Raw genomic sequence first — 15,443 nt, 5'->3', positions numbered from 1 at the left:
CGAAATCGAATTCTAACGAATTACCGATTTCTGTCCCACTCTCTTTTTTTATACCAATAAATCTGTTTCTTCCCGGTAGCTATAATAATCATCAGTTGAGACAATCAGAAGGTCCAGGAAAACAATTCCTAGACAATTACAGGCTTCAATCATTTGTTGGGTGACACCATCATCATTTTTGCTGGGATGAATGATTCCAGAAGGGTGGTTGTGAACCAAGATTAAAGATGTCGCCATATGCTTGATGGCATAGTGCAAGATTTCTCTCGGTTCTGCAATACTACGATTAACTGTTCCGATAAAAATCACTTGCTGATGGATAATTTGATTTTGGGTATTCAGATACAGGGCCAGTAAATGCTCCTGTTTCTCATGGCCTATTTTTTGCTGCATCATTTTTGCCAGCTTCTGACTACTTATGATTTGTTCCGTTTCAATCACTTCAGAAGTCTGTATTCGTTTCCCTAATTCAATAGCAGCTAACAGCTCAATGGCTTTAACTTTCCCAATTCCTGGAACTTCCTTTAACTCCTGAAAACTCATACTAGCCAGTTCTTTTAAACTCTTTAGTGAGCCCAGCAGGTCCTGAGCGATCTCGTAGACTGGTTTATTTTTGTTCCCCGTCCGTAATAAGATGGACAGCAATTCTTGATGACTGAGCTTATCAGGTCCTTCTGTTAGCAAACGTTCTCTAGGTAAGAGACCTGATTCTTGAAATACAATATGATACATAAAAAACCTCCTCAATTAATAATTCGCAATTGAGGAGGAAAAAGGACGATTCTGTATAAATTAAATTGGACAAACTACTTCTCTTAAGTTTTCAAGAATTCGAGTTTCTTCATTTGAGAAGTTAATTTTATAGCACTCTTGCACTTGTTCCAAAGACGCAAGAAATTGACGAATTTCGTATTGAATTAAGTGTTCTTGATCATCAGGAAGGTTTTCAATGGTTTCGAAGACCTGTTCAACTTCGTAGATACCCTTGGTAATGAGCCCTGTTTTAGGGAAATCATTGACCAACAAGCCATGGAAATTTCTTAACAAAGTATAGATATCTTCTGTGCGCATTCAGTTCCTCCAAGCTTCTTTCTATCACTCTTCTATTATAAAATAGAAAGCATGCAAAAATATGTCAGTCAGGTAACATTTTATGACTATCCTCTTACAAGTTGGCAGAAAATTAACAGAAAAAAAGAGGTCAAAGACCTCTTTTTAAATTGATTATAATTGCATTTGATTATAAGATTTTGTGAAAGCTTCCAGTATATCATTTGGTGCTTTTGAGTAATCTACTGAAGTTTCCAAAGTACCTTTTACAATCGTACGATAAGTTGCTGCTGCATCCTCACAGGTCACCAAGGTGATTTCATTAACCCCTTCACGATCTGCAATGACATCGACCCGATCTGGTGTCACTGTCTCAACAGAATTGATGACATAGGTATAGACCTTTTCCTTATCAGTGATATAGATTTTCATTCCAGCTTTGGCATGTTCTAACGGGGAAAAGAGCATTTCATTTGCCCCTGTCAAACCAAAGACATGGTGACTAGCCAAGGAGTAATTCCTTTCCCCCATAACCTGGTCCTCTTTCATGGTACCTGCCCCATAATAGAGTCCCACATTATCTAAGCCTTTAAAAATCGGAAGGTTCATCTTCAACTCAGGAATTGCTATTCCCCCAATAACAGGCAACTTCTGCGCCTGCCACTGGGCATTGATAACAGATTCTGTAGAAAGCGATTTGACTTCTTTAAAATCAAAGCTAGTCTTGGCATCTTTATTCTTATCGATGGTCTTTTTCGATACCTTGTTGACTTGATATTGATTGGTATGCCACACCATGATCATGTTCCGAATCGGAGCATTAAAGATCAAGGCAATAGACAAAAGGATTAGTAAGGTAGCAAAGATATTAATCAAGCGATTGCGTAAGCTTGTTTTCTTCTTTTTTCTTCTTGAAGCCATTTTTTATCCTACCCTTCACTTTCAGTGTCTGACTCATCTTTTTCGTCAGCTTGAACCGTTGTAAAGGTTACGATTTGGGCATCTTGATCCAGACGCATCACTTTCACACCCATGGTCGAACGTCCAGTTTGAGAAATATTGGCGACGCTGGTACGAATCATGACACCAGTATTGGTGATAATCATCAAATCCTCATCTCCTTTGACAGTCATGAGACCGGCCAGAGGACCATTCTTATCAACCACATTAGCAGTTTTAATCCCTTTACCACCACGTCCTTTTGTTGGATACTCATCAGCACGCGTGCGTTTACCGTATCCCTTTTCAGTGATGATCAATACTTCATCTTGATCTGTAATGACGCTTGCACCGACCACTTGGTCACCTGGACGAAGGTTGACACCTCGTACCCCAGTTGCCGAACGGCCCATGTTCCGTACGACAGACTCATTGAAGCGGACAGAATAACCAAATTTAGTCCCGATAATCACGTCCGTATTTCCGTCTGTAAGGAAGACGTTGATCAGCTCATCCTCATCTTTAAGGTTAAGAGCTTTCAAGCCATTTTGACGAATATTAGCAAACTCAGCTACACTGGTCCGTTTCACCAAACCTGAACGGGTTGTAAAGAAGAGATAAGCGTCTTCACTACGATCCTGAGCGACGTTAATAATGGTCTGAATGGATTCTCCGTCATCTAACTTAAGCAAGTTGACAATTGGAAGTCCCTTAGCTGTACGGCCGTATTCAGGGATTTCATAGCCTTTCAGACGGTAAACCCGTCCCTTATTGGTAAAGAAGAGCAAACGATCATGGGTGCTGGTAGAAACCAATTCACGGACAAAGTCATCATCTTTGACCCCTGTACCTTGAACACCACGTCCCCCACGTTTTTGAGCAGTAAATTCATCTTGATCCAATCGCTTGATGTAGCCCTTGTTAGAGAGAGTAATCAGGACATTGCTTTCTTCGATCAAATCTTCGTCTTCTAGTGATAGAACTTCTCCTACCATCAATTCTGTCCGACGTGGATCTCCAAACTTCCGTTTGACCTCGTCCAATTCTTCCTTGATAATCGCAACTACACGCTCTGGCTTGGATAAAATATCAGCAAGATCAGAAATCAGAGCAACGAGATCATCGTATTCGCTTTGAATCTTGTCACGTTCCAAACCAGTCAAACGACGAAGACGCATATCCAAGATAGCTTGACTTTGACGCTCAGAAAGCTTGAACTTACTCATCAATTCTGCTTGTGCTTCTGCATCTGTCTGGCTATTACGGATGATTTTAATCACTTCATCGATGTGATCGAGAGCGATTAAGAGACCATCCAAGATATGGGCACGAGCTTCCGCCTTCTCTTTATCAAAGATGGTCCGACGAGTTACCACTTCTTTTTGGTGCTCAATATAAGATCCTAAAATCTCACGAAGAGAGAGAATCCTAGGGACACCATTTTGAATTGCCAACATGTTGAAACCAAAGTTGGTTTGCATTTGGGTCATCTTGAAGAGGTTGTTTAAGATAACATTGGCTGAGGCATCGCGACGGACTTCGATGACGAAACGAACCCCTTCTCGGTTAGACTCGTCCCGAACTGCCGTAATTCCATCAATCCGTTTTTCTTGAACCAAACGAACGATATGCTCATGCACTTTGGTTTTGTTGACCATATAAGGAAATTCTGTAACGACAATGCGTTCACGGCCTGTCTTGGTCTCTTCAATTTCCGTTCGAGACCGCAAGACAATTGAGCCTTTTCCTGTTTCATAAGCCTTATGAATACCTGATTTGCCCATGACCAAGGCTCCGGTAGGGAAATCTGGTCCAGGAAGCACTTCCATCAGTTCGCGCGTGGTCACATCAGGATTATCCATCATTAGCTTGACAGCATCAATAGACTCACCGAGGTTGTGTGGAGGGATATTTGTCGCCATCCCTACCGCAATCCCTGTAGCCCCATTGACTAACAAGTTAGGGAAGCGAGCTGGAAGGACGTTTGGTTCGCGTTCACTGGCATCATAGTTATCTGTGAAATCAACTGTATTCTTGTTGATATCCCGAAGCATTTCAAGAGCAATCTTGCTCATACGAGCTTCTGTATACCGTTGGGCCGCGGCTCCATCACCGTCCATAGAACCAAAGTTCCCATGCCCATCTACAAGCATGTAACGATAGCTCCACCATTGAGCCATCCGAACCATAGCCTCATAAATAGAAGAGTCCCCGTGTGGATGGTATTTACCCATAACATCCCCAGTAATACGGGCAGATTTCTTATGTGGTTTATCTGGTGTAACTCCAAGTTCATTCATTCCATAAAGGATCCGACGATGAACTGGCTTTAAACCATCTCGCACGTCAGGAAGAGCCCGAGACACGATAACACTCATAGCGTAATCGATGAAACTGGTCTTCATTTCCGATGTTAAGTTAACATCAACTAAGTTATTATCCTGCATTAAAACAATGCCTCTCTTTAATTAATTCACCATACTATTATAACACATTTAGGACTTTTTTTCTCCTTCGGAACACAAGAGTAAAAACGTTTACATCGTCCAAAATAGGCGTAAAACCGTGACAAAGAAAAGTAAAAGTGGTAGAATAAATGCGAATGGGGAAACCCAAAAAAATAGAAGGAGACGTTTAGAATAATGACATTAACTAAACAACATAAAAAAGTTATCCTTGTTGGTGACGGCGCTGTAGGTTCATCTTATGCTTTCGCACTTGTTACTCAAGGTATCGCACAAGAATTAGGTATCATCGAAATCCCTCAATTGTTTGAAAAAGCGGTTGGTGATGCTGAAGACCTTAGCCACGCACTTGCCTTCACTTCTCCTAAGAAGATTTATGCTGCTAAGTACGAAGACTGTGCGGATGCTGACCTCGTTGTCATTACTGCGGGTGCTCCTCAAAAACCAGGTGAAACTCGTCTTGACCTTGTTGGTAAAAACCTTGCCATCAACAAATCAATCGTTGAGCAAGTTGTTGCTTCAGGATTTAACGGTATCTTCCTTGTAGCTGCTAACCCAGTTGACGTCTTGACATACTCTACTTGGAAATTCTCAGGTTTCCCTAAAGAACGAGTTATCGGTTCAGGTACTTCTCTTGACTCAGCTCGTTTCCGTCAAGCACTTGCTGAAAAGATTGGTGTTGACGCTCGTTCAGTCCATGCCTACATCATGGGTGAACACGGTGACTCAGAGTTCGCTGTTTGGTCACATGCCAACGTTGCCGGTGTGAAATTGGAACAATGGTTGCAAGCAAACCGTGACTTGAACGAAGCTGACCTTGTAGATCTCTTCATCTCTGTACGTGATGCTGCTTACTCAATCATCAACAAGAAAGGGGCTACTTACTACGGTATCGCCGTTGCCCTTGCACGTATTACTCGTGCCATCCTTGATGATGAAAATGCTGTACTTCCACTTTCAGTCTTCCAAGAAGGACAATACGGAGTTGAGAACGTCTTTATCGGTCAACCAGCGATCGTTGGTGCTCACGGTATCGTTCGTCCAGTAAACATCCCATTGAACGACGCTGAAACACAAAAAATGCAAGCATCTGCAAAAGAATTGCAAGCAATTATCGATGAAGCATGGAAGAACCCAGAATTCCAAGCAGCTTCTAAAAACTAAACAAAACATTAAACACCATGTCTTAGGACATGGTGTTTTCTTGATCTCATTATTATGAAATCCTAGAGAGCCCTGAGAGCCCCATCCTGCTCTTAAAAACTCACTGCTATCTTTCTTCATCCAAAAACAAAAAAAGAGAGCCTCAAGGCTCTCCTATCGTCATCCACCCTGAGAGAATCGAACTCCCATCTCAAGAACCGGAATCTTACGTGATATCCATTACACTAAGGGTGGCAACTATGATAGTATATCAAAAAATCGATCATTTTACAAGTAAAAAAAGCTTGCCTAAGCAAGCTTTTTATGTTGATTACAATTCAATATCACCAAACAAGTCAGCCATTGAGAATCCAGTTTGAGTTTCTGGAAGTTCAAAGTCACGTTTTTCTTGTTTTGGACGACGTGGACGTTGTTGACGTTTTTCTTGTTTTTCACCTTCTTCTTGAGCTGGACGTTCTTCAAGAGCTTTGATAGAAAGTGATACACGTTCATCAGCAGCATTTACTTCAAGAACTTTAACAGTTACTTCTTGTCCAACTTTAAGAACATCTTTTGGATTTTCAACACGTTTGTGTGAAATTTGTGAGATGTGTACAAGTCCATCGATACCTGGCAATACTTCAACGAATGCACCGAAGTCAGTCAAACGTTTAACAGTACCTTCGATGACATCACCAGCAGCCAATTTTTGTTCTACGCCATCCCATGGTCCAGGTGTTGTAGCTTTCAATGAAAGTGATACGCGACCTTCTTCTTCGTTCAAGTCAAGGACTTTCACTTCGATTTCTTCACCAACAGTTACAACTGATTTAGGTGAAACGTTGCGTTCGTGTGACAATTCAGTCAAGTGAACCAATCCATCAACACCACCAAGGTCGATGAAAGCACCGAAGCTAGTGATACGAGCAACTTTACCAGTTACAACGTCACCAACGTTCAATTTACCGAATACTTCAGCGCGAGCTGCAGCTGATGCAGCTTCAACAACTTCACGACGAGAAAGGATGAAGCGGTTTTCTTTTGCGTCAACTTCTTTGATTTTAGCATCAAATTCTTGACCTACGAAACGTTCAGTGTTACGTACAAAACGAGTATCAAGCATTGAAGCTGGAATAAATCCACGAAGTCCTTCAAATTCTACTGAAAGTCCGCCCTTAACAGCGCGAGTTCCTTTAACAGTAACAACTTCTTCTTCACGTCCGACCAATTTGTCCCATGCTTTGCGAGCTTCCAAACGTTTTTTAGATACAAGGTAAGTTACTGTATCAGTATCTTTACCAACTACTTGACGAAGAACAAGCAATTCAAGTGTTTCACCTGGTTTAACCAAGTCATTGATGTCAGCATCACGATCGTTTGTCAATTCGCGAAGAGTCAAGACACCTTCGACACCAGTTCCAGAGATTGCAACGTTAGCTTGTGTAGCGTCAACTGTCAAAACTTCAGCAGTAACAACATCACCTGGCTCAACTTGGCTAACACTGTTTAGCAAATCTTCAAATTCATTCATCTAAAAAATCCTCCAACAATCAAGTTTTCTAAACTTGACATACTTATAATTATTTTTCCTAAGCAAGCACTCGCAACGAAATCAAAATGATCTACAACGACTTCTTCATATAAAGAAATAAAATACCTGAGTAGATATTTTACCACCTTATATGATATTACCTAGAACTGGGGTAGCTGGATTCGAACCAACGCATGAGGGAGTCAAAGTCCCTTGCCTTACCGCTTGGCTATACCCCAAAAGTTAAATGGAGAGAGAGGGATTCGAACCCCCGAACCCGAAGGAGCGGATTTACAGTCCGCCGCGTTTAGCCTCTTCGCTATCTCTCCAAGCAAATCAACAGACACAATTATACCATTGATTTCATGAAAATGCAACCCCTTATTTGTTCAAATTGTAATTTTCGATGGCACTTTCTACTGCTTTTTCCAGTGATTTATAGAGACTTTCTACGGCTCCGTTTTTCACAAGAGCGAACTGAGCTCCCATATCAGCAATCTCAGCAATAGCCTTCTTCCCAATCGCTAATTGGTAGCCATCAAAGGTATCTTTTCCTACAACTACCTTGCTATCAGAAATTTGGATTTCGATTTTTTTATCTTTTTTACTCATTCTTCTACCTCATTTCAACCCCTTTATTTTACAAAATTTTTCACATGCTTGCAAGCCGAAAATGTTTCATGATTAAATTATTTTAATTTGCTAGTATCTTCTTCCTAAGAAAAAAAGAGGGAAGTTCTTCTCCCCCTTATGATTGTTTTATTCAGTTACTTTGAAAATCCATCCTTCTGGTGCTTCAATATCACCAAACTGGATGCCCGTTAATTCATCATACAGCTTGCGGGTAATCGGTCCTACTTCCGTTTCTGAATAGAAGACATGGAAGTCATCTCCGTGCTGAACTCCCCCGATTGGTGAAATAACAGCGGCAGTTCCACAAGCACCTGCTTCAACAAAGCGGTCCAAGTTATCGATTGGGACATCCCCTTCGATTGGTGTCAAACCAAGACGGTGCTCTGCTAGATAGAGCAAAGAATATTTGGTAATGGATGGCAGAATAGATGGACTAAGAGGTGTCACAAACTCATTATCAGCTGTGATCCCAAAAAAGTTAGCAGATCCCACTTCTTCAATCTTGGTGTGGGTTGCAGGATCCAAGTAGATTACGTCTGAGAAGTTTCGAGACTTAGCTAATTTACCAGGTAAGAGGCTAGCGGCATAGTTCCCACCGACTTTCGCTGCACCAGTCCCATGAGGAGCTGCGCGGTCATAATCGTCTTGGATCAAGAAGTTGGTTGGAACCAAGCCACCCTTGAAGTAGTTTCCGACTGGCATAGCAAAGATCGTAAAGATGTATTCCTCTGCTGGCTTCACTCCAATGATATCTCCAACCCCAATCAATAATGGGCGAAGATAGAGGGTTCCACCTGTTCCATATGGTGGGACATATTCTTCATTGGCACGAACTACTGCCTTACAAGCTTCCACAAACATATCCGTTGGAACTTGAGGCATAAGCAAGCGATCTGCAGTCCGTTGAAGGCGTTTGGCATTTTCATCGGGACGGAACAATTGAATGCTGCCATCTTTTGTCCGGTAGGCTTTCAGACCCTCGAAAGCTTGCTGTCCGTAGTGCAAACTCGGAGAAGATTCAGAAATATGAAGAGTGGCATCTTCGGATAGTTCTCCATTTTCCCAGGCACCATTACGATAATAGGCGATGTAGCGGTAAGGTAGTTTCATATAAGAAAATCCAAGATTTTCCCAATCAAGTGATACTGTCATGTCAGTTTTCCTTCTTCCATTCAAGACTTGCTAAATAGCAAGAGCCACCACAAAGGATGACTTTATTCATGTACTCTATTTTACACCATTTCATGAGAATTTCAAGTGAAATTTGCAATTTTCAGAAAATTTGTCGAGCAACAAAATTAGCCATAAACTGGCTAATTTTGCTTTTATTTAATTCTAGCAGTAAAGACTTCTTGATCAGAAATTTGATCATTGACAAAAGAACCATTGCTAGTTCGTTCTGACAAGCTGAGTTGGGTAACATCCACTTCTGTCACCTGACCTGTTGTCGAGGTAATCTGAAGGATTTGATCTTGTTCTGGCACTTCTTCCTGGCTCGTAAAGAGGTCAAAATCGCCCTGGTCGGTGAAGACTGGACCTGCCTTAAAGACGCGGTGTGGTTTAGACTTCAGTTCACGCAGGACCTGTAGACCACGTTTGGCACGGCTGGTCACAGGAATATCATCTTGTGACATTCGTTTGAGGCTGCCTCGCTGGGTCAGAATGTACATACTTGGCGTCGTTGACTTAAAGACGGCTACCACTTGATCTCCATCTTTGAGGTTAATGGCTTTAACACCTGCTGCTTTGGCACCAACTACTGGCACCTCTTCAATATTGAACCGCAACCCGTAACCATTTTTAGTAATGATCATGATGTCCTCGAGGACAACTGGTGCAACCGCTACGATACGGTCCTCTTGGTCCTTCAGTTTAGCGTACTTAGTTGATTTAGAACGATAGGTCCGCCATGGGCTCAATTCCTTGCGTTCAAAACGCTTGATTTGGCCTTGTTGAGTTGCTGCAAAGTAGGTCACTCCTTCAAACTGATCCACAATCTCCGCAAAGAGGATTTCTTCTTCCTGCTCGAAATTGGTCAAGGTCTGACTAAGGTGCTCCCCGATATCCTTCCACTTGGTATCTGCCAATTCATGAACAGGTCGATAGATGGCATTTCCTAAGTTGGTAAAGAGCAAAAGATGCTGGGTGGTCTTAGCAGGCTCTACGAAAATCAATTCATCGTCGTCCCGCTTACCGACTTCTTCCACTGTCGACGCATTGAAGGAACGAGGAGAGGTCCGTTTAATGTAACCCGCACGGGTCACGCTAACGAAGGTTTCCTCTTCAACGATCAGACTGGCTGTATCGATCTCAATCGTTTTAGCAGTGTCTTGCAACTCACTACGACGCGGATTGCCAAAGAGTTTCTTGACTTCACGCAACTCTTTCTTCATGAGATTGAACATGGTTCGTTCATCCCCAATAATGGCTGCCAAGGTCGCGATTTGCTCCTTGAGACTAGCATGCTCTTCTTCCAATGTCACGATATCCGTATTGGTCAAACGGTACAATTGCAAGGTAACAATAGCTTCTGCTTGTTCTTCCGTAAAATCGTAGCTGACCTTGAGGTTTTCCTTAGCATCTGCCTTATTATCTGACGCACGAATCAAGGCAATGACCTCATCGAGAATGGAAATGACGCGGATCAAGCCCTCTACGATGTGGAGGCGTCGTTCTGCCTTTTCCTTATCAAAGCGTGAGCGAGCGACAATAATATCTCGACGGTGAGCAATGTAGCTAGACAGAATCGGTAAAATCCCCACTTGACGAGGGGTATAGTTGTCAATTGCTACCATATTGAAGTTGTAGTTAACCTGCAAATCTGTGTACTTAAATAAGTAGTTTAAGATCAAGTCTGCATTGGCATCTTTTTTCAACTCAATGGCAATGCGAAGACCATCTCGGTCAGACTCATCCCGGACTTCCGCAATACCGGCCACCTTGTTGTTAACACGGACATCGTCGATCTTCTTGACCAAAACTGCCTTGTTGATCTCATAAGGGATTTCGGTAACGACGATTTGCTGCTTGCCGCCTTTGAGTTGCTCGATCTCTGTCTTAGAGCGGACAACCACCCTTCCCTTACCAGTTTCATAGGCTTTCTTGATCTCATCGCGCCCTTGGATAATGGCACCGGTCGGGAAATCAGGTCCAGGAAGAAACTCCATGAGTTTGTCTACCTTAGCAGAAGGATGGTCGATCATGTAGACAACCGCATCGATGACTTCAGCAAGATTATGTGGCGGAATATCTGTCGCGTAACCAGCTGAAATCCCTGTAGCTCCATTGACCAAGAGGTTTGGAAAGGCTGCCGGCAAAACAGTTGGCTCTTTTTCTGTATCGTCAAAGTTCCAGGCAAATGGCACTGTGTTCTTTTCGATATCTTGCAAAAGATAGCCCGCAATTTCAGACAAACGAGCTTCCGTATAACGCATGGCTGCTGGTGGATCCCCGTCCATGGAACCATTGTTTCCGTGCATTTCAACAAGGATCTCGCGGTTCTTCCAGTCTTGAGACATGCGGACCATGGCATCATAGATAGAAGAATCCCCGTGAGGGTGGAAATTCCCCATGATATTTCCGACAGACTTGGCAGACTTGCGGTAGCCCTTGTCATGGGTATTGCCATCCTTATTCATAGAATAAAGAATCCGCCGTTGAACTGGCTTCAAGCCATCCCGAATATCAGGAAGAGCCCGTTCTTGAATAATGTATTTGGAGTAGCGACCAAAGCGCTCTCCCATGATGTCCTCTAGAGACATGTTTTGGATATTACTCATATAGGATACAAAGCCCGTAAAATACAAAGTGAAAATAGGAAATTCTTGCAGTGAGCGATGCTCACAAAAGAATTTATCTTTTTCACACAGTATTTAGGGCGTGTTCAACTCCTTTCAAAGAATGTTGAGTAGATTTTTATAAAAGAAGGTGTTCAGTTACTACAAGTAACTAAACTATCCTTTCTGCTGTTTAAAATAGATTAATTAATGATTAGAAAGTTTCTCTTCAGCATAAGTCATCATCTTTACAGCCACTTCCTGATCATAGTCAAATCCCATCTTTTGGGCCAGACTTTGTGCTTCACAATCGAATAACTTCATGGTAGCAAATAAGGATTGACTAACCTTCTCTAAACTAGATAAATCAAGAAGTGCTGAGAACTCCTTCTCTTGCTCAGCTGGTAGATACTGGAAGAGGTACTTGTAGTTCTTTCCGATATCAACTGATCCTCTATAGGTTGTCACCTGCCAAGCTAATACCTTGAGAAGTTCTTGCTGGCAGATGCCATAGAGGTGATCAGTCGCATAGAGAAGCTGATTTCTTCGAATCCCTTTGACGACATAAGTCGATACCCACCAAAATTCATTGCAGGATACAGCAAATTCCTCTTCAGTAGGCGGAGCGGTCCAGTAGCGCTTCGGACTAGGAATGTAAGAGTCAAACAAACCTTTGTCGTCTTTAAGCGCTCTAAAATCTGCTTCGCTATCCACCCACTCTTGAATATGTTCCTTGGGACAGAGTGTCAAATCAATACGATTGCCATCTTCAAAGAGCATGAGGTAAAGATGACGGTGTCCTAGAGTAACTTCTTGCTCAATGATGCGTTTACCAAACTGATCCATCCATGATAAATCTGAAACCAGGTCTTCTAGATTCTCAACAATATAGACCACATCATAATCTTGGAACTCATCTTTCAGGGGATGTGGGCTAGTCCTCGATCCGGATAAGGCCACTGCTTCCACTTGCAGAGATTCAGCTATTTGCACAATCAGATTCATCATTTCTGTATCAGTTCTCATCTTTTACTCCTTCATTACTTACAAATCCTTGGAATTGTTGGTTTTTATCAAAAAATAGATAAACAGATGGAAGAAACGAGGAAATCATAATTATAAGTTTCGCTAAATGGAAGTTGATGACCACCTTAATAAATTGACCTTGAACTTTAAAGATCATCAAATGCATATAGATGCTAGCTAGGAGATAAATCCCTAAAATCAGAGAGGCTTTCAATAATTGATGGCTATAAACCGAATAGAGACGTATGCCACTATAAACTAGGGATGTATATAATAAAGGCAAGTAAAACGTCACCAATACTATGATAATTGACAAATGTCCTTCAAAATTCTTAGAGGAATAATCACTGATTGCATTCATGGTTAAAATCCCTGCAATAGGGAAATAATATCCTAAAAAATGGATCTTGGATTTATTTTTCTTAATTGCAATATAAATAAATGTAGCGACTAATACGACCGGTAAGAATGGGAAAGTAGAGAAAGTTATAGGTAATAAGATATCATTCATTTCAGACCTTCCTACGATTCTAAATAATATTCAAAAATATGGCTGGCAAATAAGATAGAACAAGAGAAAGGAACATTACCCCTATCATCATGCTTCGATGTTGCAAAAACTTTTCCGACATACTAGCACAACCAGGTAAAAAAGGACAGCACTCGCTAGATAAGCAAGGAAAATTAGGATTATTTTCCATCCATATTTAGGAAAAACAGGAAATAATCGGATGACGTGATAAAGCAAGGCAATCACGATCATAGGAACACCTAGGGCGACGAGACTATGAAAATAAAACCTAAGTAAGTCCATATAATCGAATGTCCTGAACTATCCATCACTCACACTCCTTAAAACGCGGTCGTTTCTTCCAAGGTAAACTTAACGTTATCTTCAATCCATTGACGACGTGGTGCAGCCTTATCCCCCATGAGTACGGAGACACGGCGTTCTGCACGCGCCAAGTCATCAATCGTGACACGGATCAAGGTACGGGTTTCTGGGTTCATGGTGGTCTCCCAAAGCTGGTCTGCATTCATCTCACCCAACCCTTTGTACCGTTGAATGGTTGCTCCACGGCCAAAGGTCCGACGCAACTCTTCTAATTCGCTATCTGTCCAAGCATAGGCTACTTCTTCTTTCTTGCCTTTGCCTTTCGACATCTTATAAAGAGGAGGAAGTGCAATGTAGACATGCCCTGCTTCTACCAAAGGGCGCATATAGCGATAGAAGAAGGTTAAGAGGAGGGTTTGAATGTGGGCACCATCTGTATCCGCATCGGTCATGATAATGATCTTATCGTAGTTGGCGTCTTCCACAGAGAAATCTGCCCCAACTCCTGCACCAATGGTGTAGATCATAGTGTTGATTTCCTCGTTCTTGAGGATATCACTCATATTGGCCTTCTCAGTATTAAGAACCTTCCCACGAAGTGGAAGAATCGCTTGGAACTTCCGGTCCCGTCCTTGTTTGGCAGAACCGCCGGCTGAGTCTCCTTCGACTAGATAGAGTTCGTTTTTCTTAGGATTTTTAGACTGGGCTGGTGTCAATTTACCAGACAAAAGTCCCTTGTCCTTTTTGCTCTTCTTGCCATTTCGGCTTTCATCCCGCGCCTTTCGAGCAGCTTCACGCGCATCCCGGGCCTTAATAGCCTTACGAATGAGATTGGAAGCCAACTCCCCATTTTCCATGAGGAAGAAGGTCAACTTGTCAGCGACAATCCCGTCAACAACTGGTCGAGCAAGTGGACTTCCTAGTTTGTCCTTGGTCTGCCCTTCAAACTGCAAATGAGCTTCTGGCACCAAGATCGAAAGAACAGCGGAAAGACCTTCCCGGTAGTCGGAGCCTTCTAAGTTCTTGTCTTTTTCTTTGAGAAGTCCTGTTTTTCTTGCATAGTCGTTCATGGCCTTGGTAATGGCTGTCTTGAGTCCAGTTTCGTGGGTTCCCCCATCTTTGGTACGGACATTATTGACGAAAGACAAGATATTGTCGGAATAGCCATCATTGTATTGGAGGGCAACTTCTACTTGGAAGCCTTCTGATTCTCCATTAAAGTAGAGCACCGGCGTCAAGGTTTCTTTATCTTCATTTAAGTACTCAACGAAATCCTGAACACCATTCTCGTAATGGAAGGCGACATAGTTGTCTTCTTCCTTACGGAGATCGGTCAACGTCAGTGTTACATCCTTGAGTAAGAAAGCTGATTCTTTGATCCGCTCCGCAATGGTATTAAACTTGAAATCCGTCGTTGAGAAGATGGTGGCATCCGGCATGAAAGTAACCTTGGTTCCCGTCTTAGACTTAGGAGCCGACCCAATCTTCTCAAGAGTGGTAACAGGCTTCCCACCACCTTCAAAGCGTTGCTTGTAGACCGCTCCATCACGGGTAATCTCTACCTCAAGCCAGCTGGAGAGGGCATTCACGACCGAAGATCCTACCCCGTGGAGACCACCAGAAGTCTTATAGCCACCTTGACCAAACTTCCCACCCGCATGGAGGACGGTAAAGATGACCTCAACGGTTGGTTTACCCATAGCATGCATCCCTGTCGGCATCCCCCGACCTTGGTCTGCTACAGATAAGGACCCGTCTTTGTTGATGGTAACGTCAATTTGAGAACCAAAACCAGATAGGGCTTCATCGACAGCATTGTCGACAATTTCCCAGACCAAATGGTGAAGCCCATTTCCATCCGTGGATCCAATATACATCCCTGGACGTTTACGGACCGCATCCAACCCTTCTAGTACCTGAATGGCATCGTCATTATAATTATTAATGTTGATTTCCTTTTTAGACACAAGGAACCTCCTGTTTGTTCATCTTTTCTATATTACAGTTTTTTAGGAAATTTTGCAAAATTTTTCTTTCTTCTCTCC

At 42.5% G+C, this 15,443-nt stretch carries 12 protein-coding genes and 3 tRNA genes; 1 reads left to right on the top strand and 14 read right to left on the bottom strand.

The features are described 5' to 3' along the window. Positions 1-48: 48 nt before the first annotated feature. The 4 genes from radC to gyrA all read right to left on the bottom strand — a co-directional run bounded on the left by radC (position 49) and on the right by gyrA (position 4,436). The gene (gene radC / locus ADF75_RS02205; RefSeq protein ID WP_048788984.1) at positions 49-732 is read right to left on the bottom strand and encodes a RadC family protein; all 684 of its coding nucleotides are present in this window, start codon (positions 730-732) and stop codon (positions 49-51) included. 60 nt (positions 733-792) lie between these two features. After that, the gene (locus ADF75_RS02200) at positions 793-1,071 is read right to left on the bottom strand and encodes a hypothetical protein (protein WP_048788983.1); all 279 of its coding nucleotides are present in this window, start codon (positions 1,069-1,071) and stop codon (positions 793-795) included. 153 nt (positions 1,072-1,224) lie between these two features. Further along, a complete protein-coding gene (locus tag ADF75_RS02195; RefSeq protein WP_048788982.1) occupies positions 1,225-1,971 on the bottom strand; it encodes a class A sortase in 747 nt (248 codons plus the stop codon). Between the two features lie 8 nt (positions 1,972-1,979). Next, positions 1,980-4,436, bottom strand: a complete 2,457-nt coding sequence (gyrA, locus tag ADF75_RS02190; RefSeq protein WP_048788981.1) for a DNA gyrase subunit A — start codon at positions 4,434-4,436, stop codon at positions 1,980-1,982. 195 nt (positions 4,437-4,631) lie between these two features. Between gyrA and ADF75_RS02185 the strand changes: the two genes are divergently transcribed. After that, on the top strand, positions 4,632-5,618 hold the full coding sequence (locus tag ADF75_RS02185; protein WP_048715922.1) for an L-lactate dehydrogenase: 987 nt from the start codon (positions 4,632-4,634) through the stop codon (positions 5,616-5,618). Positions 5,619-5,780: 162 nt separating this feature from the next. On the opposite strand, the gene ADF75_RS02180 is transcribed toward ADF75_RS02185, so the two are convergent. The 10 genes from ADF75_RS02180 to parE all read right to left on the bottom strand — a co-directional run bounded on the left by ADF75_RS02180 (position 5,781) and on the right by parE (position 15,365). Next, positions 5,781-5,852, bottom strand: a tRNA-Arg gene (locus tag ADF75_RS02180). A 76-nt stretch (positions 5,853-5,928) separates the two neighbouring features. Then, entirely contained in the window at positions 5,929-7,128 is a 1,200-nt protein-coding gene (gene rpsA, locus ADF75_RS02175) for a 30S ribosomal protein S1 (protein WP_006596419.1), read from the bottom strand. Positions 7,129-7,295: 167 nt separating this feature from the next. Next, positions 7,296-7,367, bottom strand: a tRNA-Gln gene (locus tag ADF75_RS02170). 9 nt (positions 7,368-7,376) lie between these two features. Continuing rightward, a tRNA-Tyr gene (locus tag ADF75_RS02165) sits at positions 7,377-7,457 on the bottom strand. A 52-nt stretch (positions 7,458-7,509) separates the two neighbouring features. Beyond that, positions 7,510-7,740 (bottom strand): DUF2969 domain-containing protein, encoded by a 231-nt coding sequence (locus tag ADF75_RS02160; protein ID WP_048715920.1) that lies wholly within the window; start codon positions 7,738-7,740, stop codon positions 7,510-7,512. Between the two features lie 147 nt (positions 7,741-7,887). After that, positions 7,888-8,913: a branched-chain amino acid aminotransferase gene (locus ADF75_RS02155; RefSeq protein WP_048788980.1), complete on the bottom strand. Its 1,026-nt coding sequence runs from the start codon at positions 8,911-8,913 to the stop codon at positions 7,888-7,890. Between the two features lie 173 nt (positions 8,914-9,086). Next, entirely contained in the window at positions 9,087-11,540 is a 2,454-nt protein-coding gene (gene parC, locus ADF75_RS02150) for a DNA topoisomerase IV subunit A (RefSeq protein WP_048788979.1), read from the bottom strand. Between the two features lie 204 nt (positions 11,541-11,744). Next, on the bottom strand, positions 11,745-12,563 hold the full coding sequence (locus tag ADF75_RS02145; RefSeq protein ID WP_048788978.1) for an aminoglycoside 6-adenylyltransferase: 819 nt from the start codon (positions 12,561-12,563) through the stop codon (positions 11,745-11,747). Continuing rightward, on the bottom strand, positions 12,553-13,074 hold the full coding sequence (locus ADF75_RS02140; protein WP_048788977.1) for a hypothetical protein: 522 nt from the start codon (positions 13,072-13,074) through the stop codon (positions 12,553-12,555). Before ADF75_RS02140 ends, ADF75_RS02145 begins: the two co-directional genes overlap by 11 nt. Before the next feature lie 341 nt (positions 13,075-13,415). Next, positions 13,416-15,365 carry a DNA topoisomerase IV subunit B gene (gene parE / locus ADF75_RS02130; protein WP_048788975.1) on the bottom strand — a complete coding sequence of 650 codons (1,950 nt, stop codon included), beginning with the start codon at positions 15,363-15,365 and terminating at the stop codon, positions 13,416-13,418. Positions 15,366-15,443: the final 78 nt, after the last annotated feature.

Source organism: Streptococcus sp. 1171_SSPC, from assembly GCF_001069335.1.
In the GTDB taxonomy this organism is placed as follows: Bacteria; Bacillota; Bacilli; order Lactobacillales; family Streptococcaceae; genus Streptococcus; species Streptococcus xiaochunlingii.
Note: the sequence above shows the minus strand (reverse complement) of the source record. Positions and strands in the feature narration are given on the sequence as shown.